17 protein-coding genes and 1 pseudogene are annotated in these 22,491 nt (G+C 71.8%); 4 read left to right on the top strand and 14 right to left on the bottom strand.

Features of this window, described 5'->3' with window-relative positions:
- Position 1 precedes the first annotated feature (1 nt).
- The 4 genes from ACFUJY_RS32530 to ACFUJY_RS32515 form a co-directional block, all read right to left on the bottom strand.
- Entirely contained in the window at positions 2-5,893 is a 5,892-nt protein-coding gene (locus ACFUJY_RS32530) for an SDR family NAD(P)-dependent oxidoreductase (protein ID WP_383306312.1), read from the bottom strand.
- Positions 5,890-6,885, bottom strand: a complete 996-nt coding sequence (locus ACFUJY_RS32525; protein WP_383306310.1) for an enediyne biosynthesis protein — start codon at positions 6,883-6,885, stop codon at positions 5,890-5,892. Before ACFUJY_RS32525 ends, ACFUJY_RS32530 begins: the two co-directional genes overlap by 4 nt.
- Complete coding sequence (locus ACFUJY_RS32520; protein WP_383306308.1) at positions 6,882-8,867, bottom strand: CRTAC1 family protein; 1,986 nt, start codon at positions 8,865-8,867, stop codon at positions 6,882-6,884. The genes ACFUJY_RS32525 and ACFUJY_RS32520 overlap by 4 nt, the downstream gene beginning before the upstream one ends.
- Positions 8,868-9,082: 215 nt before the next feature.
- Positions 9,083-9,742: a TetR/AcrR family transcriptional regulator gene (locus ACFUJY_RS32515; RefSeq protein ID WP_383306306.1), complete on the bottom strand. Its 660-nt coding sequence runs from the start codon at positions 9,740-9,742 to the stop codon at positions 9,083-9,085.
- Between the two features lie 76 nt (positions 9,743-9,818).
- On the opposite strand from ACFUJY_RS32515, the gene ACFUJY_RS32510 reads away from it, so the two are divergent.
- A complete protein-coding gene (locus ACFUJY_RS32510) occupies positions 9,819-11,174 on the top strand; it encodes a carotenoid oxygenase family protein (protein WP_383306304.1) in 1,356 nt (451 codons plus the stop codon).
- Between the two features lie 14 nt (positions 11,175-11,188).
- Here the strand turns inward: ACFUJY_RS32510 and ACFUJY_RS32505 are convergent, their stop codons facing one another.
- The 7 genes from ACFUJY_RS32505 to ACFUJY_RS32475 all read right to left on the bottom strand — a co-directional run bounded on the left by ACFUJY_RS32505 (position 11,189) and on the right by ACFUJY_RS32475 (position 18,135).
- The gene (locus tag ACFUJY_RS32505; RefSeq protein WP_383306302.1) at positions 11,189-11,482 is read right to left on the bottom strand and encodes a hypothetical protein; all 294 of its coding nucleotides are present in this window, start codon (positions 11,480-11,482) and stop codon (positions 11,189-11,191) included.
- 89 nt (positions 11,483-11,571) lie between these two features.
- The gene (locus ACFUJY_RS32500; protein ID WP_383306300.1) at positions 11,572-12,321 is read right to left on the bottom strand and encodes a helix-turn-helix transcriptional regulator; all 750 of its coding nucleotides are present in this window, start codon (positions 12,319-12,321) and stop codon (positions 11,572-11,574) included.
- A 132-nt stretch (positions 12,322-12,453) separates the two neighbouring features.
- The gene (locus tag ACFUJY_RS32495; protein ID WP_383306298.1) at positions 12,454-13,299 is read right to left on the bottom strand and encodes a helix-turn-helix domain-containing protein; all 846 of its coding nucleotides are present in this window, start codon (positions 13,297-13,299) and stop codon (positions 12,454-12,456) included.
- A gap of 20 nt (positions 13,300-13,319) precedes the next feature.
- A complete protein-coding gene (locus ACFUJY_RS32490; RefSeq protein WP_383306296.1) occupies positions 13,320-14,324 on the bottom strand; it encodes a hypothetical protein in 1,005 nt (334 codons plus the stop codon).
- Between the two features lie 498 nt (positions 14,325-14,822).
- Positions 14,823-15,929: a carboxymuconolactone decarboxylase family protein gene (locus ACFUJY_RS32485; RefSeq protein WP_383306294.1), complete on the bottom strand. Its 1,107-nt coding sequence runs from the start codon at positions 15,927-15,929 to the stop codon at positions 14,823-14,825.
- Entirely contained in the window at positions 15,926-17,578 is a 1,653-nt protein-coding gene (locus tag ACFUJY_RS32480; protein ID WP_383306292.1) for an FAD-dependent oxidoreductase, read from the bottom strand. The genes ACFUJY_RS32485 and ACFUJY_RS32480 overlap by 4 nt, the downstream gene beginning before the upstream one ends.
- Positions 17,575-18,135, bottom strand: coding sequence for a DUF5987 family protein (locus ACFUJY_RS32475; RefSeq protein WP_383306290.1), 561 nt, complete (start codon positions 18,133-18,135; stop codon positions 17,575-17,577). Before ACFUJY_RS32475 ends, ACFUJY_RS32480 begins: the two co-directional genes overlap by 4 nt.
- A 254-nt stretch (positions 18,136-18,389) precedes the next feature.
- Between ACFUJY_RS32475 and ACFUJY_RS32470 the strand changes: the two genes are divergently transcribed.
- Positions 18,390-19,187: a TIGR03084 family metal-binding protein gene (locus tag ACFUJY_RS32470; RefSeq protein WP_383306288.1), complete on the top strand. Its 798-nt coding sequence runs from the start codon at positions 18,390-18,392 to the stop codon at positions 19,185-19,187.
- A 156-nt stretch (positions 19,188-19,343) separates the two neighbouring features.
- Here ACFUJY_RS32470 and ACFUJY_RS32465 read toward each other — a convergent pair whose 3' ends face one another.
- Positions 19,344-20,174, bottom strand: coding sequence for a helix-turn-helix domain-containing protein (locus ACFUJY_RS32465; protein ID WP_383306286.1), 831 nt, complete (start codon positions 20,172-20,174; stop codon positions 19,344-19,346).
- Between the two features lie 93 nt (positions 20,175-20,267).
- On the opposite strand from ACFUJY_RS32465, the gene ACFUJY_RS32460 reads away from it, so the two are divergent.
- Positions 20,268-21,092, top strand: coding sequence for an alpha/beta fold hydrolase (locus tag ACFUJY_RS32460; RefSeq protein ID WP_383306284.1), 825 nt, complete (start codon positions 20,268-20,270; stop codon positions 21,090-21,092).
- Positions 21,093-21,104: 12 nt separating this feature from the next.
- Positions 21,105-21,317 (top strand): annotated as a pseudogene (locus tag ACFUJY_RS32455) (FAD-dependent oxidoreductase); the annotation flags it as partial.
- Between the two features lie 77 nt (positions 21,318-21,394).
- On the opposite strand, the gene ACFUJY_RS32450 reads toward ACFUJY_RS32455, so the two are convergent.
- Both ACFUJY_RS32450 and ACFUJY_RS32445 read right to left on the bottom strand, forming a co-directional pair.
- A complete protein-coding gene (locus ACFUJY_RS32450) occupies positions 21,395-21,790 on the bottom strand; it encodes an SRPBCC domain-containing protein (RefSeq protein WP_383306282.1) in 396 nt (131 codons plus the stop codon).
- 3 nt (positions 21,791-21,793) lie between these two features.
- Positions 21,794-22,393, bottom strand: coding sequence for a CGNR zinc finger domain-containing protein (locus tag ACFUJY_RS32445; RefSeq protein WP_383306280.1), 600 nt, complete (start codon positions 22,391-22,393; stop codon positions 21,794-21,796).
- Positions 22,394-22,491: the final 98 nt, after the last annotated feature.

Below are 22,491 nucleotides of genomic sequence, written 5' to 3'. Positions count from 1 at the left end.
GTCAGTCGTTCCTCTCCACGGGCTGGGCCATGAGCGCGAAGACAACGGGCTCGCCGACCCCTTCCAGGGATGTCGGGAAGGTGGCGATCCGGGCCGCTCCCGAGCGCAGCACCACCCAGTGCTTCTCCGCGCCGGGTGCGCTGTCCACCGTCAGTCCAGCGAGCGCACGGCCGTTCTTGCGCAGGCACTCGACGGCGCTCCACACCCTGGTGGCCGCGACCGACGGGTCCTCGTCGTGCTCGGCCGCGATCAGCCGGGCGAGGGCGGCGCCCTCCGTTCCCAGCATCCCCTCCCACTCCTCGGGGGAGCGGGGCTCGGCCGGCTGTACGTCGCAGGCCACCGGTACCTCGCCGGTCACCACCAGGGTCACCCCCGCGCCGTGCGAGGCGGAGATGTGCGGTCCGCCCGCGACCTCGGGCCTGCCGTCCGGGCGGTAGGCCACCGGGGTGCGGCGGCCCAGGGCCCAGGCGGCGGCCTCCGCGGTGGACTCGCGGCGGGCCGCCAGTCCTGCCGGGGCTGCCTCGCCGTCGGGCCGCACGACACAACGTACGGCCTCGGGCAGGAGCCTTTCGGCCCGCCGCTCCAGGTAGGGGCCGAGCAGCGCGGGCTCCCAGGGCCCGGTGCCGTCCTGCTTGCGGACCGCCTGGAGCACCAGCCCCTCCCAGCGTTCGACCAGCGTGCCGAGCTGGTCGCGGACGTCGAGGTTGTAGACGTACGTGTCCCCGTTGCGCGAGCGCTCCCGCGCGTGCAGCGTCACCTGCTTCTCACCGCGCGCGGCGGTGGGGTCCGCCAGGTGGAGCCGCTCCACACTCACCGGGAGCAGCGTGGCGTCCGGCACGCAGCACTGGATCGAGTGCATCAGCGCGTCCCGTGTTCCCGGGTCGGCGAGTACCAGCTCGTCGGGCAGATGCCGTGCGAACCAGGGGAGCGTGGACACGTCCGCGATCTCCGCGACGCACTCCTTGGCGGCCAGTTGGCGATAGCCGGTGAGGCGTTGGAAGCGCGTCCCCTGGAAGAGGACGGGGCCGTAGAGGTCCCGTGCGGGGTCCAGCGGGATGCGCGGCGCGTCGTCGGAGACGGGGACGGGCCCGCGGTCCTCCGGCTCCGGGCGGTCGTAGCGGAGCGTGGCGCGGAAGTGGTCGGCCTGGAAGCCGGTCTCGCTGCTGCGGATCACGGCCTTCACGGCTCCGAGGCTCTCGGCCAGCACCGCGACCTTGATGGTGGTCCGGCCGTCCGGAGGCACGACGATCGGACGGAGGAATTCCACGTCCTCCAGGAGGGGGGCGCCTTCGAACCCGGTGAGAGCCGCGGCCGCCTGGGCCATGGCCTCCATGCCGAGCACCGCGGGGAACAGCAGGTCCCCGTCGAGCTCGTGGTCGGACAGATAGAGGTCGTCGGAGGCGCTCAGATCGGACTCGACGACCAGTTCGATGCCCGGATAGTGGGCTTGCGGGCGGTCGACGAAGCGCGTGAGCGGCAGGTCGGCGGTCTCCAGCGTCAGCGTGGGCAGGCCGCCGGCCCGTCCCATCACCACCAGGGTGGAGGGCGTCCGCGGCTCGGCGAGCAGCTGCTTGAGCATGGCCACGCCGTCCTCGGTGGGGATCGGCTCGATCCCCTCCCGGACCAGCGACTCCAGCACGCCGAGCCGCTCGCCCATCCCGGCCCCGGACCAGACGGACCACTCCAGCGCCACACAGCGGCAGTCGGGGTAGTCCTCCTGTACCCGCCGGGTCAGGTCCGTGAGCCAGTCGTTGGCGGTGGCGTAGTCCCCCTCGCCGCGCAGACCCGCCCGGCCGATGATGCTGCCGAACGTCAGGAGGAGACGCAGTGCGGCCGGATCGACGGCGGTGAGCACGTTCTCCAGACCGGTGATCTTCGTGGCGAGCGTGCGGCGGAACGACGCCTCGTCCAGGTTGGCGAGCGCGTGCGGCTCGTTGCGGCCGGCACCGTGCAGCACGGCGGTGACCGGCCCGAGCGCGCTGCCGATCTCGGCGACCGCCGCCTTGACCTCGTCACCGGACGTGACGTCGGCGCTCACGTAGCGGAAGTTGACGCCGGCCGCGGTCATGCGGCGCAGGTTGGCCCGCAGTTCCGGGTCCGTCGCCGGGTCCGACCGGCCGAGCAGGCCGACACCGGCTCCGGTGTCCACGGCGAGGGCGAGGGCGCACTCGGCCGTGATGCCCTTCCCCCCACCGGTCACCAGCAGGACGTCGCCCGCCCCGAGCACCTGCTCCGCCCCGGGGGCCTCGTCACGCTCACCGGCCGGGGAGGCGAGGGGCAGCGCGCGGAGGACGGGTACGGTGCGGCGGCCGTCGGTGCCGTAGTGGACCTCGCTGAATCCGCTGGTCGCCGAGACGTCGGTGACGATGCGGGAGCTCAGTTCCCGGACGCGGTCGGACGGCATGCCGTCCGGCAGGGGCACGGTGACCACGGTGGTCGCGACGCCCGGCTCCTCCAGGTGCAGGGTCTTGGCCAGGCCTGCCGCGCCACGCCGGTCCCCCACCGCCACGAAGCGGGTGGCGCCGCGGGAGAGCGCGGCGCGAACGGCGGCGATCATGAGTGCGGTGTGGTTCTCGTCGCAGTCCTCGGGCAGGCACAGCAGCACACCGCCGCCGAGCCCGGCGGTGGACAGTGCCTCGTGCAGCGCGGGCGCGAGCGGGTGCCGTTCGGATGCGAACAGCTCCCAGTCCCCGTCGCCGGCGGACGCCGGCGCGGTGACGGGGCCCGGCTCCGTCGGCACCAGGTCGATGGCGAAGGCGCGCACCCAGGGGGCCACCCCTTGCGCCGCCGGGGGTCGCTCCGCGCCGTCGTCGTTGCCGGTCTCCTGCAACGCGTCCAGCAGTCCCGCGAGCTCGGCCAGTGTCGAGGTGGCGAACGCCGTGGTCACCATCGGTGCGGTGATGCCGAGTTCCTGGGCCGCGCGGTTCATGATCTGAGCCACGGTGATGGAGCTCAGGTGCAGTTCGTCGAGCGGGTTGCTGTGGGGGTTGACCGCTTCCAGGGGGAGTTCGGCGCGCTCCGCGGCGAGACGCAGAACCACCGAGAGGCTGTCGCCTCCCCCGGCCGCGGCCCCCGTCGTGGTCTCCTCCGGCTGCGCGGGGGAGGTCAGCGCGTCCAGGTGTACGTCGGCGAAGCGCAGGTCGACGTCGGGGGTCGACTCGGCCGGGCTGGCGAAGAAGCGGAACTCCTTGTCCAGGGGCAGCGGCCGGGTGAAGCGGCCCTCGAACAGCGCGGCGGACTCCAGGCGCGCGCCGAGGGCGTACGCGGCCGCCGCAGCGGTGAGCAGTCCGGACAGCGATGTGCTGTCGGCGTCGAGGGAGACGACGGGCACACCGGGGGCGATGTCCTCGACCAGCCCCCGCAGGATCTTCCCCGGGCCGACTTCGAGCAGGAGATCGACCTCGGCGGACAGGGTCTGGACCGCCTCGGCGAAGCGCACCGGTTCCCGCACCTGGCGGGTCAGCAGCTCCGGCACGTCGGTGCCGGCCGTGACCTCGTCGGCCGTGACCGTCGAGATCATGCGGCGGGCCGGCGGGGTGAATGCCTGCGTCCGCAGGAACGTCCCGAGGGCTTCCGCCGCGGGGGCGACGGCCTCGGAGTGGAACGCGTGCGAGACGTTGACCGCCGCGGTGCCCAGTCCCCGGGCGGAGGCGGCGGCGCAGACGCGCTGGACGGCGTCGGCCGGCCCGGAGATCACGGTCTGCCGTGGACCGTTGTAGCCCGCGATCACGACCGGTTCCCCGGCCAGCAGCGGTTCGACGTCGGCGGCGGGTGCGGCGATGCCGGCCATGCCGCCGCCGCCCGCACTCGCCTCCGCCATGAGCCGGCCGCGCTCCGCCGCGATCCGCAGCACCGAGGCTTCGTCCGTGGCTCCCGCCCAGTGCAGGGCGGTGACTTCGCCGAGGCTGTGCCCGGCCGCGGCGACCGCCTCGATGCCCAGGGCGGAGAGCACCCGCAGGGCCGCGAGGGAGGAGGTGACGATCCGCGGCTGGGCCACCGCGGTGTCGGCCAGGTCGCCCTCGGCGGGCAGCGGGTGCGCGCGGTACAGCTCGTCCACCGCGGCGAAGCGGCGGCGTATCGCACCGCCGTCCGCGCGCCGCCCGGCGCCCTGGCCGGGGAAGAGGAACCCGATGCGGGCCTGGGGTGCCGCGCCGCCCAGGAACACGCCTCCGGCGACGTCGAGCGCCGAGCGGGCCCCGCCGTCCAGCAGGGTGAGGAGCTTGGTGAAGCGCTGCTCCGCCTGTTCCGGATCGGCCGCGACGACGGCGGCCCGGACCGGGCGGCCGTCGAGGTCGCCCTGCAGAGTGGCGGCGAGGTCGCCGATCTCGGCGAAGGACAGTTTCTGGACGAAGGCGGCCAGGTGGGCGGCCTTCCCGCGCAGCTCGGCCGTCGTCTCGGCGTCGAGCAGCAGCAGCTCCGTGTCCTGCCGCGACCGTACCAGCTGCCGGGTGACTCGGCCGACGGCCTCCTTGCGGACGCCGTCGGCGTGCTCGACCACCACGTGGGCGTTGATGCCGCCGAATCCCATGGAGGAGACGCCCGCACGGATGGGGGCGCCCTCGGGCCACAGCTCCGCGTCGCCGGGCACCCGCAGGGCCGGCCGGTCGCCGGTGAGTTCGGGGTGCGGGTCCACATGGCTGGTCGCGGGCGGGATGACCTGGTGGCGTACGGCGAGGACCGCCTTGATGAGCCCGGCGACACCGGCCGCCGCCTTGGTGTGCCCGAAGTTGCCCTTCACCGTGCTGATGGCGGCGGGCTCCGAGTCGGGGTCGGCGGCGCGGCGGGCTTCCGAGAAGGCCCGCAGTTCGGTGGCGTCGCCCACGGCCGTTCCGGTGCCGTGGCCCTCGAAGTATCCGACCGTTTCGATGCCGAACCCGGCGGCGGCGTAGGCGCGCTGCAGGGCCAGGCGGTGTCCGCTGGCCTCGGGCCGGGTGATCCCGCCGCGGCCGTCGGAGGAGTAGCCCCAGCCGGCGACGTTCGCGTACCGGAACCTGCCCTGGGCGACGGCGTCGCGGTCGCGCATGAGCACGAGCATGCCGCAGCCCTCACCGGGCCAGAAGCCGTTCGACCCGCGGTCGTAGACGCGCATCTCACCGGTGGCGAGGGCGCCCGTCTTGGCGAAGCCGATGACTTCGAAGGGGTCGATGCTGAGGTCCACACCGCCGACCACGGCGACGTCGAGCCGTCCGTCGGCCAGGGCGTCGCACGCGGTGGCGACGGAGAGCAGGGACGAGGAGCAGGCCCCGTCCACCGTGAAGCCGCCGCCCTTGAGGTCGAAGTGGTTGCAGATGCGTCCGGCGATGGTGTTGGCGAGGCCGCCGGCCAGGGAGTCCTCGCCGATCGGCGGGAAGGGGCTCTTGTAGCGTTCCTCCAGCTCCCCCAGGAATTTCGCCAGGGCGTCGTCGTCCCAGCCCTGCTCGCGCAGGGCCGCGCCGACGGTGCGGCGCACGTAGGGCCAGCGCAGCCGCATCAGGTTGGCCCGGCTGAACTCGCCGGTCAGGGTGTTGCCGAGGATGACCCCGGTGTTGAGGTCGCCGAGTCCCTCGCCCAGCGGGAATCCCGCGTCCTCCAGGGCTCGTGCGGCGGTGTCGAGCGCGAGCCAGTGCGTCATGTCGGTGGCGCGGAACGTACTGCCCGCGACCCGGTACTTGACCCGGTCGAACTCGAAACCGTCGAGGACGGCGGCCTTGCTGGAGTAGAAGCGGTCCGGGGCCGCGGGGTCGGGCGAGTAGTAGTCCTCGGCCCGCATGCGTTCGTCCGGGAGTCTGCGGAAGGCCCGCCGGCCGGCCAGGACGTTCTGCCACAGCTGCTCGTGGCTGTCCGCGTCGGGGTAGCGGCAGGCGATGCCGACGACGGCGATCCTGGCGGGCTGGGTGGGAGAGGGGGACGTCATGCGGCCACCGCCTCGATCGTGGTCTTGTCGTCGAGCGCCCGGCTCGGGCCCCCGGCATGGGCGCCGCCGGAGTTCCCCGCGGCCTTTCGGCGCTGGTTGAGGTGGGCGACCCACCAGCCGATGCCGCGCAGGGCGCAGACCGCGGTGGTGGCGAAGAAGAGCGTGTAGACGACGTTGAAGAGCATCATGACGCCGTAGACGGTGGCGACCGAGGCCCCGAAGACGAACTGGTTGCGCCCCTTGGAGGGCGTGGTGCCCGGGTCGCTGATCATGTAGTTGGTGAAGAGGATGAAGGCCACACCGCTCATCGGTCCCAGCGCGGACGCCAGGGCCACGTCCCAGAACCAGTGCCGGATCAGGGCCTGGATCACGAAGCCCCCGAGCCAGCCGACGATCAGCGCGGTCCGCTTCGTGAGCGCCGTGTTGATGATCGTTCCGGCGGTGGCGATGATCAGCGGGATCGCCATGCGGAAGAAGGTGTCGGCGTTCTCGGTGAACTCGTAGGGCGGAGCGATGCTCACCCACGATCCGAAACAGACGAGCGCGAGAGTGATCCCGAAGTTGGACGGGTTCATGAAGTGCCGCATTCGGCCGGCGACGGGTGCCTGGAGAGCGTGCTTGCCCGCGACACCGACGAATACGCCGAAGAGAACCGGCAGAATCTGGTTGTTCGCGAACAGCAGCATGTTCACGGCCAGTGCGGTGATATGGGCGGGCAGCAGGAACTCGTAGAGTCCGCGGAATCCCTTGCCCAAGTAGCGCGGCGAACGCCGCTGAGCCCAGGAACTCAGCATTTCGAAGAGGATTTCGGTCACATAACCGGCGACGACCGCGATGATGGGCCACAGCCACGGCTGCTCGAATCCGAGCACGGTGTATCCGAGGATGTTGAACACGCTCATCGAGATGGCGAAGTTGCGCAGCGCGAGGTAACGCGGGTCGCGCTTGGCCGCCGGCGGGGAGCCGGCTGGGGGAGAGGCGACGTCGGTCATCGGTTGGCAACCTCCTGCGCGGTGTCGGTCAGCATGAACGTGTGGGTGCCGGGGGAGAGCTTCTGGGTCGTGCGGTGCCTACCGCCGTCCGCGTCGCGCCATGAGAGTTCCACGGTCGCCGGCCCGGCGTGCGAGCCGAGTCCGAAGTGCACGTCGAAGCTGCGGAAGCCGCTGTGACCGCCGCCGCCGTCGAGGTGGGAGATCTGGGTGCCGGCGGACGTGGTGACCTTGACGGTGGCGCCGTAGGCCGGCGCGCCGATGTTCGCGATGCCCTTGCCGGCGTCCTTGTCCGAGCCGGTGGCGGGCCGGTACAGCCGCAGACCGAGGTACTGGCCCTTCTCGGGCGCCTGGTTGGCGTAGAACGCTGGCGGCCCCCACTGGCGCGCGACGGCGAAGTCGAGCGTTCCGGTTCCCGTGGCGTCGCCCGTGGCGAGTGCCCTGGTCGGGATCTCGACGTCCAGGCCCAGCTGCTCGGAGACGTTGGCGTACTTGCCGCTCTCGGTCTTCGCGTAGAAGCCGAGGATGTCGTCGCCGGCGATGTCGTCACCGGGCTGGACGTTCGGCCACATCTTCGGGTTGGAGAGCAGGTTGTCGTTGGCCATGGCCATCTCCTGCAGCCAGGGCCAGCGGTCGATCTTGCCCTTCACGAAGCCGGTGGCCTGCAGGATCGACAGCTCACCGCTGTTCAGGAAGTCGGCCATCTTGGTGTCCCAGCCCCAGCCGGTCCACGCGACGCCGTGCTCCTGTGCCTCCTGCGTGAACGGCGCCTCGCCGGCGGACAGCTTGCGGGCCATCTCGGCCTCGTCGCGGGCGTTGTTCATCCAGAGGAAGTTGCTCTCCTCCAGGCCCCACGCGGCGGTGATGTTGCTGACCATCATGTCGAAGCGGCCGTTGTGGTCGACGTCGGCGAAGTCGACGCCCATGCCCTTGAACGAGCCCTTGCCCAGCACGAAGGACTTGGGTGTGGTCGCCGTGCGTTTGCCGGTGGCCTCGGTGTACTTGATGTGCCCGGGTGTGGACCGGTTGTAGAGCAGGTGGTCGTGGCCGAAGTCGTCGGCGATGTACATCTCGGGCAGGTCGTCGCCCGTGAGGTCGGCCCCGGCGATCGCGAGGGTCCAGCCGGTGGACGCGCTGTACGGGATGGCGCCCTTCTCCTCCACGAACGAGACGTGCGGTTCGTCGCCGGTGCGGGCGCCCGTCCAGCGCAGGACGTGGTCGCCGCCGGCGTTCTTCGAGTTGGACAGCGAGTCGTTCATGCCCACGTTGTCGAGACCGTCCGGGTCGAGCACGTCCGAGTCCCGGAAGTAGTTCCCGACGACGATGGACGGGTGGCCGCTGCCGTCCAGGTCACCGACGTAGAGCGCGTCGGTGTTCCAGCGGGGGCCGTGGTAGGCGCCGTCGGAGCTCTCCGCCGGCACCACCTCGCGGGCCACGTACGCGTCCGGCGACAGGGTGGTCGCGCTCTCCTTCGCCATGAAGACGATGGGCGTACGGCCCCAGTAGGAGACCAGCAGGTCCATCCTGCCGTCGCCGTTGAAGTCGCCCGGCGCGCAGCCGGTGGGCGCCATGGCGTCATCCATCGGCAGCGGGGACCCGTCGAGGACGAACGGGGTGAACCGGTCCTCCTGCACGGCGTTCGGCGTGTACGTCACCACGACCTGGTCGGTACGGGTGTCGACGATGCACATTCCGTCGGCCTTCCCGTTGCCGACGAGGTCGTTGATCGCGATACCGGCACCCACCGACGAGATCCAGGACCGGATCTTCTCATAGGCCGGATTCACCTTGCGGACCGTATTCATCGGTTGCGAGTTGTAACCGGGCGGCAGCGCGATGGGCATTTCCTGGAACTTGTACTTTGCGGCGGCCTCGTCACCACCCGCCACGGCGACCGAACTCCGGACCGCAAAGAACAGGGACGCGGCCACCAGCACGGTCACTACACCTGGTGCCATTCTGCGAAAGCGCTCGCGTTGATTCATCGCACTCCCCCTCACTTACCACAAAGAGCTGGACGTCTGTCCCGCACGGGTTCGCGTTCCGAGAATGAGCGACGGCAGCGCACGCTGCCTCTCCGACATTGCTTGAAGCACGCCGGACCTCGGCGGACTACTCGATGTCGGCGTAAGAGAGCATTCTCGAAGGAGGGTCATCACGGAGAAACCGTGACACCGGGTCACGGGTCTCCGCGGTCGTACTAGAAGGCTTCCGGAGAGGCGTCCGTGCCGTCGCAGCCCTGCCTGAGCGCTGCGGTCACCTCGTCCCGGTCCGCGCCGACGCTCACGAGGAGACCGGCCAGCTGGGCTTCGAAGCAGACGTCCGCGTCGTACGGCTCGACCAGGTAGTCGCCGAGTTCGAGCGTCACGAGACCGTGCAGCGCGACCCACAGCTGATGGGCCACCAGGTACGCGTCCCCCGCGTGCAGCCTGCCCGTCTCCATGCCGCGCTCCACCGCTCGCACCAGGACGTTCAGCGTGTAGCGGCCATGCTGGCGGTCCTCCGTGGTCAGCGAGAAGCCGCCCAGGCTGGCACCCCCGAACATCACACCGTAGAGATGGCGGTGCTCCAGCGCGTTGCACCGGTACGCCACGCCGAGGGCGCAGATGTCGGCGACCGGGTCCGACGACTCCGGCACGTCTCTCAGCCGGCGGTCGAGCAGCCGGAAGCCCTCCTTGACCATGGCCCTGACCAGGTCGTTCTTCCCTCCGAAGTGCGTGTACACCGCTGTCGTGGAGGCACCCACCGCCGCCGCCAGACGACGTGTCGACAGCGCGGCGGGGCCTTCTTCGGCGAGGAGCTTCGCGGCGGCTTCGAGGAGTTGCACGCCAAGGGCGGGATTCGCTGTCCGTGGGCTCACGGTTGACATCCTGTCATGCCGGTGCAACCCTGCCATAACGATGTTACGTAACAGCGATTCGTGAGGATGGACAGCAATGCCCACTCATCACCAGAACAGCACGTCACATCTGCTGAGCCTCGGCTACCAGCCGGTTCGCGAAGAGGTGACCCTGCCCTTCCCGGCGGTGAGCGGACAGCTGCCCGCCGAGCTCGACGGCACCTTCCTGCGGATCGGCCCCAACGCGCTGGACGGCCACGACCCGGCCGTCGACCATTCCTTCGCCGGCGACGCGATGGTGCACGGCCTGCGGCTGCGCGAGGGCCGTGCCGAGTGGTACCGCAACCGCTGGGTGCGCACGGACCGGGTGGCACGTGCCCTCGGGGAACTCCCCGCGCCCGGCCCGCGCCGCCTGTCGGACAACACCAACTGCGCCGTCGTCCGGCACGCCGGGCACACGCTCGCGCTCGGCGACGGCGGAGCGTTACCGACGCGGCTCGGTGACCGGCTCGAAACGCTCGACCGGGTCGACTTCGACGGCACCCTGCCCGGTGGCTTCAGCGCCCACCCCGTCGTGGACCCGCTCACTCAGGAGATGCACGCGGTGACCTACGAGCCGGGCCGCCCCGGTGTCGACCACCTGACGCTGGACGCGTCGGGGCGGGTGCGCCGGCGCGAGAACATCACGGTGAAGGGCACCCCGATGATGCACGCCTTCTCGCTGACGGACCGCGAAGCGATCATCTACGACCTGCCGGTCACCTACAACGCCCGCGCGGCGGCCGGGGGTTCACGCGTCCCCTACACCTGGAACGACAGCCACGAAGCTCGCCTCGGCGTACTCCCCCGGGACGGGAAGGACGCCGACGTGCGGTGGATGAGCATCGCCCCGTGCTTCGTCTTCCATCCCGTCAACGCGTACAGCCGTGACCGCCACATCGTCATCGACGTGATCCGCCACGAGCGCGCGTTCGACCACGATCCCCTGCACCCCAGCGAGTCGTCGCCCACCCTGTGGCGCTGGACCGTGGACCGGGCCGGCGGCACCGTGACCGAGGCCCAGCTGTCCGGCGAGACCCAGGAGTTCCCCCGGATCGACGACCGGTACACCGGCTCCCCGTACCGCTACGCCTTCACGGTGGGGCTGCGCCCGGGCCAGGGTGCCGCGCTCGCCGGCCCCGCGCTGCTGCGCCACGACCTCGTGACGGGCCGCGTCGACAGGCACCACTTCGGCCCGGGACGCGAAGGCGGCGAAGCGGTCTTCGTACCGCGCGCCGCCGACGCCCCGGAGGGGGACGGCTATCTCCTCAGCGTCGTCTTCGACACCGCCTCCGGCTCCAGCGACCTCGTCGTCATCGACACCGCGCACTTCACCGGGGCACCGGTCGCCGTCGTGAGGCTGCCGGTGCGCGTCCCGCACGGCTTCCACGCGCAGTGGGTGGCCGGTGGCTGACGCCCCGGACCGCGTCAGCCGGCCGCCCCTCCGCCGTCGAGCACCTCGGCGAACCCCGTGAGTACGAGCAGTAACCGCAACCGGTCCCCCACGCCCCGGAGGACGAAATCCCGGCCGCCCCGCCGAGCGGCCAGCCCCAGCCGGGCGAGGTGGTCGAGATCCGCCGCACACGGCCGGTCGAGGGCGGACACGTCACAGGCGACGACCGCGGCGCCGGGGCGGGCCGTGAGCAACGCGGCCAGGCGACCGGCCAGGACCGGCCCGGACCCGGGCGGAAGGGAACGGAGCGAGAACACCACGGTTTCCATGGACGGTCCGACCTGCCCCCGGGCCGGAACTCATCGGCGCGGTACGACCCGGCCCCGGCGGTACCCTCCCTTCTCGCTCCTGGACGCGGTCAGCAGGCGCCGGCCACGAGGGCCAGGTTGCGGCAGTCGAACTCCGGCAGCGCGAAGAGCACCGGCAGGTCGAAGATGCCGCTGTGGCGCAGGGTGATGTCGAGCTCGACGACCCTCCCCGACCGGACGGTGATCGAAGGGCAGGTACCTATGAGCATGCGGCGCTCCGCACCGTCTTCCGGGGCCGTGCCGTCCAGACCGGCCACCCGGATGTACCAGGTCCCTTCGGGAAGGCCGTGCAACTGGAACCTCGGCCGCTGGGGCCCGAGCACGTCCCAGGACACCGGCATCCCCTCCGCGATGGGGCTGGCGAAGGCACCGACGTACACATTGCGCAGCGGGACCACTCCCGACCTGTGCACGGTCCCGACGACGGTGCCGCGGCGCGGATCGGGCGTCGGCACCTGCGGGAGCGGGCCGAAGTCCTGGAGCCGCGCGCGGGCCCGGTAGCGCGTCGGCGCCAGCCCGACGCTGCGGGTGAACCGGGAGGTGAAGCTGCCCGGGCTGTTGTAGCCCACTCTGTACGAGATGTCCGTGACGCCCAGCTCGCTGTCCCGCAGCATCGCCTTGGCCTGGTGCAGCCGGATCGCGGAGAGAAACCGCCCCGGGGAGGTACCGGTCACCTGACGGAACACACGGGAGAAGTAGAACCGGCTCAGGATCGCCGCGTCGGCGAGGTCGGACAGCGACACCGGCTCGGTGTAATGGCTCCAGATCGTCTCGATCGCACGGTGCACGGCGTCTTGCACGAGGCCTCCAGTGGGGGGTGAACCTTCGCGAGGGCAGAACGCTGACGTACTGTGGCAAGGCGCCCCATCACGTGCCAAGGGCATATGGCGGACAATAAAATACGGACCGGGCGTTACGGCGGGGCGACGCGGTCACAGGGCGGCCGCCGAGGCCCGTGCCATCCGCCCGCCGATCCCGGCCGGCGCGTGACGGCGGCGCACCGCACCGGACATGGCCTCCGTACTGCTCCCGGGTACGGCGATCAGCACCGGCGGGTCCAACGGGCTCGCCGGGCGCAGTACGACGTCGGCGGGCATCAGCAGGACGCCCGGCCGGACCGATATGGGTCCGTACCGTCCGACGGACAGGTCCTGCGGGCCCCCGCGTCCGCGTCCGGCCAGGACCGACGGACTTCCGTAGGGCACGGAGGCGGCCATCAGGTACCAGGTCCCCGGCTCGACGTCGTGCAGTTCGAACGGGCCGGGCCCGTCCATGATGGTGCACTGCACGGGACTCCCCTGCGGGATGGGGCCCGGGAAGAGCCCGACGAACACCTGCCCGAGGGGCCGGTCCCCGGGGAGCACGATGCGACCGTGCACGGAGAAGGACGGAGCCGTGCCGGAAGCGCTCGACCGTGCCGGCTGGGGGCTCACGCTCCTGAAGTCCCCGTCCAGTTCCCGAAATCTGCTCGGTGACAGGCCGACACATTCTTTGAATCGTGAACTGAATGTGCCCACACTGCTGTACCCGACCTGGGCGCTGATATCCGCCACGCTGCGGCCGGTGCCGACCAGAAGGCGCTTCGCCTCCTGGATGCGGAGCGCGGACAGAAAGCGCCCGGGAGAGACACCCGTCACCTCCCTGAACATCCGGGAGAAGTGAAACTTGCTGAATCGTGCCGTCCTCGCCAGGTCGTCGGTGGTCAAGTCCTGGTCAAGACGTTCGTGCATATAGTTGATGACCTGGAGGATTGCCATCTCCATGGAAGCAGTAGTCATAGGGCACCCCTTCGAAGGATTCAAGCACGGGAACGGCCGGCAGGAAACGACTGCATCCTTGCCCTGTCCGAAAGCTCGTCAGCGAAGCGCCGCCAGGCATCCGCGCACTTCAGCGCGATTTCCGCCACGGTCTCCGTGCAGTGCGGAGGAATGGCATCGGCGATTTCCTTCCACGCCTCATCGGTGATGAAGTGACCGTGGAGCCAGCGGAGGAAATCCCGCCCGGACTGCGAGTTCCTGAGGGACGGGTTGTTGCTCAGAATCCGCAGACGGTCCCGGGCCGTGCGCGGCATCACGGGCCGGGCACCGCACACCTGGGCACCGCGGACCGGGGACACCCGCGGCGCGGCCATGCGCGACTGGGCAAGGGGGCCCTGCTCCTCGTCTCCCGTACCCGGGCACTCCCCCGCGTTCCGCGAGGCGCCCGGTGACAGCGTCCCCGCCGGCTGCGCACCGGCTTTCAGCGGTCCTCCGGAAGTGCGGGACACGAGGTCGGCGGCCTGTCCGCACGCGGCGACGTCCGGCACGGACAGCCGGTCCCGGTGGCCTGCACGGTCCGGCTCCGACGAGCCGGCCGCCGCCCGCCGGCGCACCTCGGACACGGCCCGGGCGTCAAGACCGGTGTAGACGGCGACGCTCAGGTCGGACATGGCGGGGAAGCTGGTGAGGATGCGCTGGACGGCAGCGCTGCGGTCGGCCGGCGACAGCAGCAGGCCGTCGGCGATATTCCGGGCGACCGACTGGATGAATGCCTCGGCCTCGGAGCCGTCGAAGAACTGGGTATCGACCGTTTCCCTTCCCAGCAGGACCGCCGCCCTGACGCGATGTATTCCGTCAATCACCCTCATGGAAGGGCTGTGCACCAGAATCGGCGGAAGCGAGGGGTAGACATCGGCCAGGCGCCGCGCATGAGCTTCGTCGACCCCGTCGAGTCGCGGGGAATCCGCGACCACGAGGTCTTTCACGTATACGGACTGGGTGAAGTAAGGCGGTTGGTCCCTCATTCGTGCAGCGATTCCCTTCACGGATTCCTCCAGTTCCCGAGCGAATCGATCTGCCAGACGCCCCCGCTGACATCTGCAATACGGGTGGCTGACACCAGTCGGCCGGGTCCGGTGGTCCGAGCGGGCGCGCCGACCGCCATCCACTGCATGGAGTGCATAACGATCTCTCTCCTCGCGACTCCGGTCTCCACGCCACCGTTCCGACCGGGCGAAGCTAGAAGAACCGGATCACGTCTCGCAACGAATCGTGCTACTTCGGCTACTTGCCGTTGTGGCGGTGTCCTTTGGTAGGGCACGCCGCGAGATGCGGCCCCCTTGCCGCCGACGCAGCCTTGCCCAAAGCTGTGTCCGTATCCGACCCGCCGTGCGGCCGTGGAGAAGGGGAACCATGCCTGACCGGACGACCGGCGCCCGCATCCGCACGGGCGGACCCTGCTCGGAAACAGCTGTGCGGCGGGCACGGTCGGACCGCACCCGCCGCTCCGGCGACCGGGGAGACTCAGCGTGAGCCGGCAGCCCTCATCCCGTTCCGGGCCCGCCGTTCGCGGCGGGGGCCGCCGGCATCCAGCTCCCGATCCGGCGGGCCGCCGAGAGCGCCGCCCAGGAGGCCAGCACCACCAGATCGGCGTCGTCCGGCCGGTCCTTCCGGTACGCCTCGATGACGGCGGCGTCGATCTGGTACGAGGCGAAGGCGACGAGCAGGGCGAGCCGGCCCGCCGGGCGGTCGGCCGGCGCCAGCTCCGCCAGCGGGGCTTCCACCCAGCCTCGGCCGAGCCCGCGGGGCGCCCCGTCCCAGACCTTGAGCTCCCGGTCGAGCACGTCCATGACGCCCGGAGCCACCACCTGCCGCGCCGCCCGGTCCACCGCGCCGGCCGCCCGGGCGAATGCCTGCGCGATGTGCGGATTGGCCCGGGCCCAGAGGAGATCGGCCGGCTCGGGCTCCTGCGGCAGCAGACCGAGTGAGGCGCCGGCCCCGCCGGTCCTCCGGCTCGCGCCGCGAATCACGTGGCTGAGCACCCGCTGCACCATGCCGAGCCCGGCCCGCGGCGCGCTCGCCGGCATCGGCGCGTCTTCCAGGAAGGCGTTCACCATCCGGTTGAGGTAGTGGAAGACCACCGCCACACCGATGTACTCGGGGGCCTCCGCCGCGGTGAACGGCACGTGCGGGGCCTCGCCCGCCCGGGGGCGCAGGGCGGTCGCCGTGGCCCAGTGCGCGGCCTCGCGCAGCCGTTCCTCGGCCACCTCCGCGACCCGGCCCGCGGCGATGGCCCCGGCGGCCTGCCCTCCGGCGAGGCCGCGCAGCGTGGCACCGTGCACGGACACGCAGTACGGGCAGGTGTTCGCCGTCGAGACGGCCGCGGCCACCGCCTCCCGCACCGCGCGGTCGACCGTACCCGGGGCGATCAGGGTCTCCCTGAGCATCAGCCACGCGGCGGTCATCACCTCGGGGGCGGGAGAGTGCAGCGCCACCGGCGGCGCCAGCACGCCGAACTCCCGCTCCATCTGCCGGTACACCCGGGCGGTCGGCCCGTCCGCCGCGCCGGGCCGCACCGGGGTGACGAAGCGGATCTGGGCGAGCGCGAGTCCGCGCATGGCGCGCGCGGTGACCGGGGCCACCCCGGTCACCCGAGGACCGAGCGGGCGGCGGCCGCCGTACCGCGCCGGGCCGCTCCGCCGCCGTCCGGTGCGGGCGCCCCGTAGCGGACCTCGACACCGCGTTCGCGCAGCGCGTGCACGATCCCGGGCACCGCCCGCTCGGCGAGTGCCGCGATCGTGAAGGCCGGGTTCACCGTGAGCGCCCCCGGTACGGCCGATCCGTCCGTGACGAAGATGCCCGGGTGCCCCCGCAGCTCGTGCCGGTCATCGAGCGCGGAGGTCTCCGGGTCGTCGCCGATGCGGCACGAGGAGAGCGGGTGCACCGTGTACGCCCCGATGACGTCGTTGGTCCACGGCATGACCCGGGCCAGCCCGTTGTGCTCCAGGATCTGCCGGACCGCCGCGTCCGAGATCTCCCATCCGCGCAGCGTGTTCTCGGTGGGCCGGTAGCGCAGGCTGCCGAAGCCGAGCAGCTGCTGCGAGAGCCGCTCCGAGTTCCCGGTCGGCGGCGGCGGGCCGAACACCCCCTCGTTGTCGTCCTCCGACATGGTGAAGACCGTCAGCCAGGAGCGCCACTTGCGCAGCATCTCCTTCTTCTCCGGCCCGTACCAGGTCGGGCCCTTCGCGTCCGGCACCTGGGCCAGGATGGTGCCGAAGCCCGGCGGGAAGTACAGCTGCTCCAGGGAGAACCGCTCGTACTCCGGCAGCTCCCCGTCGAGGCGGTCCCAGGACGCCACGACCGGTCCGCGGCCGATCTGATAGGCGCCGTACGCGTTCGCCTCGTCGCGGGAGAGCCCGAGCAGTTCCCTGACCTTGTCGTCCTCCAGCACCGCGGTGTTGAGCCGTTCACCGTTGCCGGAGAAGTAGCGGCCGACCGCATGCGGCATGGGGCCGAGCTCGGCCTCCGAACGCTGCAGGATGACGGGAGTGGCCGCCGTGCCGGCCGCGAGGATCACCACCTTGGCGTCGATGGTGCCGGAGCCGGTCTGCTGCCGGTAGTCCACCTCGTGGATCGTGTTGTAGTGCACCCGGTAGCCGCCGGTGTCCAGCTTGGTGATCTTCTGCACCTCGTGCAGCGGCCTGATCTCGGCACCGTGCGACAGGGCGGCGGGCAAGTAGTTGAGGAGCAGGGACCGCTTGGCGTCGAACCGGCAGCCGGACATCATCCAGTTGCAGTTGGTGCACAGGCTCGTGTCCACGGCGGACGGTGACGGGTTCGCGGTGTGCCCGGCGGCCTTGCACGCGGCGGCGAAGACCCCGCCGATGTAGGGGACCTCGTCCCACGACGTGGGGGTGACGGGCAGGGCCTCGGCCACCCGGTCGTACCAGGGTTCGAGCTTGTCGCGGTCGATAGCGGCCGGCCACATCCGCCGGCCGATCGACCCGTGCCGCTCGAAGACGAAGCGCGGCGCGCGCGGCATGGTGGCGAAGTAGACGACGCTGCCGCCGCCCACGCAGTTGCCGCCGAGCACGCTCATCCCGTCGCCGACCACGAAGTCGAACACCCGGGTGGTGGAGGAGCCGAACTTGAAGTCGTGGTCGAACTCCTCGGCGTTCAGCCAGGGCCCGCGCTCCAGTACCGTCACCTTCGCGCCGCCGGCGGCGAGGTGGTACGCGGTGATCGAGCCGCCGAAGCCGCTGCCGACGATCAGGACGTCCGTGGATTCGGTGGCGTTCACACGGGGCTCCCAGTGGGGTCGGTGTCGGGGTGTACGTCGGCGAGTTGCCGGCCGTAGGAGTAGGCGGGGAACCGCCACAGCCCGTCCTCGCCGGGCGGCGCGAATCCGAGGGTGGCGAGGCCCGGGTGCCCGGCCGCGATGGCGTCCGCGGTGTGCATGTGGGCGCCCGTGTCGAAGGCCATGAAGGCGAACATCGCCAGTCCGGCCCACATGGCGTGCTCCGGGTGTTCGGGCGCGAGCAGTTCACCCACCAGCGCCAGCCTGTCGTCGTAGCCCAGGCCGACGAAGGGCTCGTGCTCGTCGGGGGTCAGTCCGCGCTCGGTGCGGTACCGGGCGGCGTGCTCGTCGAGCATGCGGGCCAGGTCGTCGAGCGCCGGGGCCATCCCGCCCTCGGGCGTTTCGAGGACGGCGATCGCGCCTGACGCCACCGCCCCGCCGCCCCGGCTCACCCCGGCCACCGCCCGGTCGTCCGGATGGCGCTTCTCGCCGGGGATGATCGTGTCGGCGTAGGCCTCGAGAACTGCGTTTCTGGACTGCGGGCGTTCCGGGTCTGGCATGGCGGACTCCCTCGGACGCGGCGAATGCCGCTTTGCGGTCTGTGTCCGTGCGCTTGGATTCGTGCGGCGTGGTCGATTTTGGGTGGGTGGGGTAGGGCGCGCATCTTCGTGACTGCCGGTCGGCTTGCGCACCGACCCGCAGGTGGTCCGCACCGGGCAACGGACGAGAAGACGCAGCGTCGGGTTCGGCAACAGACTCGTGTCGCCGCATCGACCGGCGTGCTCAGGGAACCGCCTTCCCGAAAGGACCGCATATGACGAAATCACTTGATGTGTATTCGGATCTGGTGGCCGAGGGCGAGGAGATCGACGCGCTCCTCGACGGTCTCAGCGAAGAACAGTGGCAGTTGCCCACGCCCGCCCCGGGCTGGACCGTGGCCCACCAGGTCGCCCACCTCGCCTTCGTCTGCCATCTCGCCGCCACTTCCGCACGCGATCCGCAGCGCTTCGCGGAGTACGCGGCGCAGGCCAAGAACGGTTTCCAGGCGGCGGTGGACGCGGCGCTCGCGCAGTTCCTCGCGGCCGGTCCCCAGGCGGCGAGGGCGCGTTGGCGTGAGGAGCTGGCCGCGTCCGTGGCCGGACTTGCCGAAGCCGACCAGCAGAGCACCGTGCCGTGGCTGGTCAACCCCCTGCCGCCGACCGTGCTCGGCGCGGCCGGGCTGATGGAGGTCTTCGCGCACGGCCAGGACATCGCCGACGCGCTGGGGGTACGCCGGGAGTACACGGACCGGGTGGGACACCTGGCCTGGTTCGGTGTGCACACAAGGGACTTCGGATACCAGGCGCATGGAATGGTCCCGCCGCGTGAGGAGTTCCGCTTCGAGTTGACGGCCCCGTCCGGCGGCACCACGTGGACCTTCGGACCGGAGGACGCCGTCGACCGGGTCACCGGGCCGGCCGCCGACTTCGCGCTGCTGGTTTCCCGCCGCCGCCACCACGCCGACCTGGCGATAAAGGCCGAGGGGGCCAGGGCCGAGGAGTGGCTGGGCATCGCCCAGGCGTACCGGGGCCCGGGTGGAACGGGCCGGAAGCCGGGGCAGTTCACGTCGTAGGGACGCTCCGGCAGCCCTCGTCGAACCCTGCGGAGCGGCACCGTGGCACCATGCGGCCATTCGCCCGGCCACGCACGTTGGCTCCTGACGAAGAAACGGAAATAAACTCCCCGTTTCGTGGGTCCGGTACTCCTGACCGGGCGTCAGCGCGCCCCCTCAGCGCCCCGGCCAGGCGATGTCGTCCACGGCGAGGAACGGTTCGGCGGACAGTGCCGCCGGGGTGGCGCCGGTGAACGCCATGACGTCGCGGTGCAGGTGGGACTGGTCGGCGTACCCGGTGTCGGCGGCCACCCGGGCCGGGCCCTCGCCCGCGACCAGGCGGTGCGCGGCGTGGTCGAAGCGGAGCAGGGTCGCCGCGCGCTTGGGCGGCAGGCCGAGCTGGGAGCGGAAGCGGGACCACAGCCGCTTGCGGCTCCAGCCGACATCGGCGGCGAGCTCCTCGACCCGGGGCCGGCCGTGCCCGTCGGTGAGCCGCCGCCAGGCCCTGGCCACCTCCGGGTCCACCGGCGAGCCGGCCGCGTACCGGCGGCTGACCAGGGCCTCCGCGAGCGCGAAGCGGGCCGGCCAGGACGGGGCTCCGGCGAGCTGTTCGCGAATCCGCGACGCCTCACGGCCCCACAGGGCGTCCAGCGGGACGACGGCGCCGTCCAGCTCGGCCGGCGGCACACCGAGGACCGCACGGGCGATCACCGGGGACAGCCGCACCTGCACGCACTGCACGTCCTGCCCGCGCACCCGCACCGCTCCCCCGGAACCGAGCCCGGGTCCGGCGACGAGGCATCCGCGCTGCCGCTCACCGGCGCCGCCGTCGAGGACGGGCGTGCCGGCGCCGAATTCGAGGAGCAGCGTGACCGCCGGGTGCGGCACCATGCGCAAGGCGTCCAGGTCACGCACGCCGAACCCGGCCATGGACACCCCGGCCACCCGGCTGGGCCGCTGCGGACGGGCGACGTCCCACACAGTCGTACCGTGCATGAACGTGTGCACCCTTCCATGCTACGAGGACCGGCCGGAACACTCCTCCAAGCGGCCGGAACATTCGTTCAATACGCGGGCGGGGCCGGTCGCGACAGTGGAGCCATGACTACTTCGAGGACCACCGGGTCGTCGCTCCTCACGCTGGACGACGGCGACACCATCCATGTGTGCCAGGACGGGCCGCGCGAGGCCCCCGCGCTTCTGCTGATCCACGGTTCGGCGTCCTCGGCGCGCTCGTGGGACGCGCTGGTGCCCCTGCTGACGGCACCCGGGACGCACCGCGTCGTGCGCGTCGACCTGCTCGGGCACGGCGGCTCGGACAAGCCGGACGGGGACCGTTACGCCATCCCCGACCAGGCCCGGCGGGTCGGCGAGGTGCTGGACCGGATCGGTGCCGGGCGCGCCGTGGTGGTGGGGCATTCCAGCGGCGGGGTGACCGCGACGGCCCTCGCCGAGGAGCGCCCCGGGCAGGTGTCCGCGCTGGTGCTGGTCAACACCGGCCCGGACCTGGGCGCGTTCATCGCCACCGGCTCCGGCGCAGCCGGTCCCACCCAGTGGCCGCCGAGCGACGAACAGATCCGGCAGCTCGCGAGCACGGGCTTCAGCCGGCCCGGCTACCGGGTGCCGGACGCACTGCTGGACGAGGTCCGCGCCATGACACCGCACTCCTTCACGGCCACCATGCAGGCCACCCGCGCGTACATGGCGGAGCGGGCCCTGCCGGAGCGGCTGGCGGTGCTCGGGAAGCCGCTGCTGGTGCTCTTCGGCGAGGACGACCGCCGCTGGCGCTCCTCGTCCGCCGCCGACTACCGCGCGGTGCCGGGCGCCCGGGTGGATCTGCTGCCGGGTCTCGGACATTCGCCGATCCTGGAGGACCCGCCCCGGGTCGCCGCGCCCCTGCTGGACTTCGCCGCGCTGCGCGGCTGAGCGGAGGACGTCGTGCGGATTCTCGTCTCCGGGGCCGGGATCGCCGGTCCGGTGCTCGCCCACCGGCTCACCCGGTACGGCTTCGAGGTCACCGTCGTGGAGCGCGCCCCGGCGCCGCGCAGGGCCGACGGCCACGCGGTCGATCTGTTCCGGCCCGCCGTGGAGATCTCGGAGCGGATGGGGGTCCTGCCGCGCATCGAGGAGCGGGCGACCGGCCGCGTCCGGTGACGGCCACCGGACGCGGCCGTAGACGAAGAACGGCGTGCCGTGTCCCGCCCGCGCCAGGTCGCGCGGCGGGCGTCCTACGGCCGGTCCAAGGCGGCTTCCACCTCGTCCATCACCTGCTGCCAGTGGGTCCGCCCGCGCTCGCGGTCCTCCGCGCTCGCCAGGTGCTCCTGGTGGAAGCGGAGCATCGTGCGGGCACCGCCGGCGGCCGGGGTCATGGCCACCTGGAGGGTGGTGGTGCCGTGGGTGACGCGGATGCGGTCCGCCGGGCGGTACCCGCGCACTTCGCCGGTCACCCCCGCCGCCGTCCGGTACGGCGCGCCGCGCTCCGGGGTCAGCGCCGCGTCCGAGCCGAGCCAGAGGGCGAGTCCTTCGGCGCCGCTGACGAAGTCCCAGACGACGGACGGGGGGTGGGGCAGCGTACGGGACACGCCGATCTGCCAGCCCGCGTCCCTGGTGAGTCCGGTGGGCATCGGTCATCCTTCCTCGGAGTGGCGGGCGCGCAGCGCCCTGACCTTGTGACGGTTGCCGCAGTGCTCCATCGAGCACCAGCGGCGGCGGCCGGGGCGTGAGGTGTCCACGTAGATGAGGTGGCAGTCCTCGGCGGCGCAGGTGCGGATGCGGTGCGCGTGGGTGCCCGTCAGCAGCTCGACGGCGTCGCGCGCGACGGTGGCGGCCAGCGCCGTCCCGTCGGGGGTGCCGGCCCACCGGCGGCTGCCGTCCGGGGCGACGGCGGGCGCCAGGGCGGGGCGCGCGGCGGCCTCGTTGACGACCGCCAGGTCACCGGGCGGGTGCGGTTCGCCGCGCGTATGGGCGATGACCACGCGGAACAGCGCGTCGCGCAGCATCCGTACCGCCGCGACCTCCGCCGCGGAGACGGCCAGCTCGGGGGTCGGGGTCAGCCGGGAACGTTCCGCCCAGGCGGTCACGTCGGCGGGCCCGTGCAGGACCTCGTACCGCTGGTAGGGCCCGGGGCCGCCGGTCGTCAGCAGCTCCAGGCACAGGGCTCCGGGGTCGAACCGGTAGGCGGCACCGGTGGTGGACCGCAGGGTCAGCCCCGAGGGCGCAGCATTCATGTAACCACTATAACCGGTTACCTATGACGCGCGCCACAGTCGCGCCATGTCACATCCGAAGGCCCCGCCCCCATCCCCTGGGTGTCAGCAGCCGACGG

This window comes from Streptomyces sp. NPDC057249 (genome assembly GCF_042669245.1).
In the GTDB taxonomy this organism is placed as follows: domain Bacteria; phylum Actinomycetota; class Actinomycetes; order Streptomycetales; family Streptomycetaceae; genus Streptomyces.
Note: the sequence above shows the minus strand (reverse complement) of the source record. Positions and strands in the feature narration are given on the sequence as shown.